Annotated in this window: 2 protein-coding genes; both read left to right on the forward strand. The window is 59.8% G+C overall.

The features are described from left to right. Positions 1–2,657: DUF748 domain-containing protein (locus ACIQ3A_RS14440; protein WP_396432422.1), on the forward strand; the 2,657-nt coding region annotated here is incomplete at its 5' end. A 74-nt stretch (positions 2,658–2,731) separates the two neighbouring features. Then, a partial coding sequence (locus ACIQ3A_RS14445; RefSeq protein WP_396432423.1) for an aldo/keto reductase occupies positions 2,732–3,466 on the forward strand: 735 nt, incomplete at its 3' end.

Consider the following 3,466-nt stretch of genomic DNA (forward strand, 5'->3'; position numbering starts at 1 on the left):
GGCCGCTGGAGGAAGTGCTCAAGCTCGATGTGCTGAGTTTGGAAAAACCCGTGCTGCATGTTCGGCGTGACCCAGCGGGAGAGATCAACTGGGCGCGTCTGCAGCGGTTTTTTGCACCGGCAGACAGTGCCCCGCAAGGAGCCGTCAAGAGGGTGGCTCTTTACGAGTTAAAGCAATTTCAAGTGGCCGGTGGCGAGCTGCGATGGCAAGATGCCGCGACCCAAAAGCCCGCTGGCTTGCTGCTCAACGACATCGATTTTCAAAGCAGCGACTTGAGTTGGCCTGCCCTCAAAGTCTCGCCCCTGCAGGGCAAGGCAAGCGTTCAGGGGGCCAAGTTGTCATGGGATGGCAGCACCAACCTGGCAAGTGCCCAAGTGCGCTTGAAGTGGCAAGATTTTTCGCTGCAAAGCGCTGCGCCTTATTGGGCAGAATCTTTTCGCCCCGCCTTGTCAGGACAATCTTCGGCTGACCTGAGCCTGAACTGGCGGGCTGCTGCTAGGGGTGAGCCTGCAAGCCTGGTGCTCAAGGCGCCACAGATCCGTGTGGCCGCTGCGACTTTGGGGTCGGCTGATCAACCAGTGGCTGCGCTGGCAGAACTGGCGGTCGAGCAAGTCGAGGTGGATGTCTTCAAACGGCAAGCCCGTGTGGGCCGTGTGGTGTTGACCCGGCCCGTGTTGCAGCTGTCGCGTGACCTGCAAGGGCGCTGGATGTTCGAAGACTGGCAGGTCCTTGCCAAGCCGTCTGCTACTGAAGAAAAAACGGTGCCAGGCCCGTGGCAGCTGGAGCTGGGTCAGGTGCAAGTCAAGGGGGGCGCCGTCAAGCTGGAAGACCTCGCCATGGCGGGAGGGGTGCAGCTGGATGTTCGCGATGTGAACCTCAGCACAGGGCCTTGGCAACCGCTGGCCGCTTCGCCGCAGATGACCCCGGTCAAGCTGGATTTGATGACCGGTTCGCAGCGGCGCGAGGCAGGTAAGCTGGGTTTTGAGGGTGTTTTCCGTTTGCCTTCCAAGGGGGCCGATCAGGCCAAAGCGACGCCGCTGCAAGTCAAAGGGCGCATGCAGTTGGCGCGCTTTCCGGTGCACAAGTTCAGCCCTTATGGGGCCGAGTGGCTGAATTTCGATTGGACAAGAGCCGACCTGAGTTACGCGGGTGGGCTGGAGCTGGCCTTGCCCGTTGCGGGGCTGGGCTTGAATTTGCAGGGCGATGTGTCGGTAGAAAATTTTCGCGCCTTCAACAAGTCAGACGGTGAAGCATTGCTTGACATCAAAGCCTTGAATTTGACGGGCCTTGAGCTGGGTCTGCGTGCCGGTGCATTGGACCACCTGAAGACTTCAGAAACAGCCTTGAATGATTTTTTTGCACGCGTGGACATCTCGCCTTCTGGCCATCTGAACCTGCAAAATCTGGTCAATTTCACCCCTGCCAATGCGGCAAAGCCGGATGCTGCAAAACCTCGGATCGAGTTAGGCCCCATGGGGGTGCTCAATGGCCGTGTATTGTTTTCAGACCATTACATTCGGCCCAACTATTCAGCCGATGTGACGGAGTTGGCAGGCAGTTTGGGCGCTTTGTCGAACCCCACTGCGGATGCCCATGTGGCCGCATTGGCACCATTGAGTTTGCGCGGTCGGGTGGCGGGCTCTGCCAGCCTGGAAGTCGATGGGCGCATCAATCCGTTCACGCGTCCAGTGGCCCTGGATGTGCGTGGCAAGGTGCGTGATCTGGAGTTGCCACAGCTCTCGCCCTACAGCAAAAAATACGCGGGTTATGGCATTGACCGTGGCAAGCTTTCGGCGGATGTGAATTACCGCATCGATGCAGAGGCTCAACTGCAAGCCAGCCACCAGATCATCTTGAACCAGCTGCGCTTTGGTGAACGCTCGGACAGCGCGGATGCCCCGAATTTGCCGGTGAAGCTGGCCGTTGCCCTGCTGGCAGACCGCCATGGCGTGATCCATGTCGATTTGCCGATCAGTGGCTCCATCAGCGACCCTGATTTTCGCGTGGGCGCGATCATCTGGAAAATGGCCATCAGCCTGATTGGCAAGGCCATCATCGCGCCTTTCAGTTTGATCGCCGGGGCTTTTTCGGGTGCTGAGCAGTTGCAGCAGATGGCTTTTGCACCCGGCAGTGCCGATGTGGACGCGCCGACACGGCAGAAACTCGAGACGGTGGCCAAGTTGGTGATCGACAAGCCAGCATTGCGTCTGACCGTGGTGGGCGAGGCCGATCTGGATTCGGAGCGTGAAGCTTTGCGCCGTTCACAACTTCGCGACTCGGTCAAGGCAGAAAAACGCCGACGTCTGATTCGGGATGGCCAGGATGCCGGGACGTTGATGGACGTGAGCCCCGAGGAATATCCGGCCTTGTTGGCATCGGTTTACCGACGCTCGCCGATCCCCAAGCCACGCAATGTGCTGGGCGGGGTCAAGGACTTGCCACAGGGTGACATGGAAGCCTTGCTGCTGGCCGCCATTCAAGTGGATGAGTCGGCCATGCGAGCCTTGGCACAAGCGCGTGCCCAACAGGTTCGTGACCTCTTGCTGGCCTCGGGCGTGCCGGCCGAACAGCTTTTTGTCGGGGCTGCGGTGGCCGGTGATGGGGCGCAAAAATCAGCGTTGTTGCCGCAAGTGACATTGAGGCTTTCCACCGACTGAGCCGGTGGCCGCTTGGCAAGCCTGGCTGCGGTTTCGCTGGCGCGGCATGGGCCAGACCGTCTAAAATATGGCCCATGAAAAACAGAAATATTGCCTCTTTCAGCGTCAGCGCCATCGGGCTGGGCTGCATGAACCTCAGCCACGCTTATGGTGCGCCTGTGTCTGCAGAGCAGGCTGAGCGCGTGCTGCTCACTGCCCTCGATCAGGGCGTCACCTTGTTTGATACGGCCGCTTTGTATGGTTTTGGGGCCAACGAAAGCTTGCTGGGCAAAGTCATGAAGCCGCATCGGCAGAAGTTCACCCTGGCCAGCAAATGTGGCATGCAGGGCGTGGACCCGGGGGATGGCAAACTGGTGCGCGTGATCGATGGCCGCCCAGAGACGATTCGCAAAACTTGCGAAGACGCCTTGCGCCGCCTGCAGACCGATGTGATTGACCTGTATTACCTGCACCGCTGGGATAAAAAGGTGCCGATCGAAGACAGCGTGGGGGCTTTGAGCGATCTGGTGTGCCAGGGCAAGATCCAGACGATTGGCCTGTCTGAAGTCTCGGCCAGCACCTTGCGCAAGGCGCATGCGGTGCACCCGATTGCTGCGGTGCAGACCGAGTATTCGCTGTGGACGCGCAACCCCGAAATTGCCGTGTTGCAGGCTTGCCGAGAGTTGGGCGTTGCCTTTGTGGCCTTCAGTCCGGTGGCACGGGGGTTTTTGTGCGGTGCGGCCCTGGACATCGCCCACTTGGATGCCAAAGACATCCGCCGCAGCATGCCGCGCTTTGCGCCAGACCACTACGCTGCCAACCTGAAACTG

The sequence above is a fragment of the Limnohabitans sp. genome (genome assembly GCF_044361985.1).
Classification (GTDB): Bacteria; Pseudomonadota; Gammaproteobacteria; order Burkholderiales; family Burkholderiaceae_C; genus Limnohabitans_A.